We start from the raw sequence: 1,036 nt of genomic DNA, 5'->3' as shown, positions 1-1,036 counted from the left end.
TATTGGTTGGCGAGATCTTTCAACGTAAAGCGAGCTTGCTCTAATGCTTCTGAACGCTCCAACTCAATAGCTGCCTGACGATGCTTAGCCGCGCTGATCTGGCTGGATTGCTGACCTCGATTGAAAAAGGGGTACTGAACACTCACACCCGCTGAAAAGAAGTCGGCACGAGAAGACCCATCCATATTGTCGCCACTTCTCATGCCGTAGCTTAGCTCCACACCATAAGAGGGCTCCAAAGACTGCTCGGTCAAATTCACTTTGCTTTTTGCAATGTTAATTTTCTGATTTATCAAACGAATTTTTGGATGGTTTTGTAAGGAAGAAACAAGGTCGTTTGATTTAGCCAAAGTCAGTGTTGAAGTATCAAAAGATTCCAATTTCTTTGGCAATTGAGTACTCGTCAGCGTTTCGTTAGCGAGGGTATTAAGGCTATCCAGATTCTTTTGAAAACTTCGTCTTGCTTTGATCAAACGCTCTTCTAACTTGATGAGTTCGAGTTCCGCGCCAATCAGGTCGCTCTGATCCTTACTGCCAACTTCATATAATGATTGAATGAATTCATGTATTTGCTCTAGAAATACACGGTCTTCCGAAATGAGTTCAATGTTCTGCTGCCAAAACCAAGCTTCTAACCAAGCTTTTTCAATGCTTTGTTTACGCCCTATCCAGTAAGCTTCCTGCTTGACGGTCTGAAGACCCACTTGCTCCTGATTAATATCTTCGCGCAGCGATAAGGTGTCGCCTTTGGGGAACATTTGTCTGACGCCTACCCGTAATTGGGTCATAGGCTCCTGATCAAATTCAAATGTGTCTGTCGGTAAGCTCTGTATCGCCGCAAACAGAGTTGGGTCTGGCAAAAAATCACTCGCTTTTGCCTCAGCTTCAAAAGCCTTCGCCTGAATACCCAGGGACTTTAGCCTGAAATCATTGGCGCGAGCTCTAGTGAGCACATCAGATAGGGAAAGCAAGCCTCCTTGCTCAGACTGAGCTTGAACTAACTTAGTCGTTTGCAAGGTTCCATTGCTTTCTTCCG

1 protein-coding gene is annotated in these 1,036 nt (G+C 44.9%); it reads right to left on the bottom strand.

Annotation, left to right across the window (positions count from 1 at the left end; translation table 11 throughout):
* On the bottom strand, positions 1-1,036 hold a 1,036-nt coding region (locus tag A3766_RS03960), incomplete at both ends, for a TolC family protein (RefSeq protein ID WP_068641720.1).

This window comes from Oleiphilus sp. HI0132, assembly GCF_001635845.1.
Note: the sequence above shows the minus strand (reverse complement) of the source record. Positions and strands in the feature narration are given on the sequence as shown.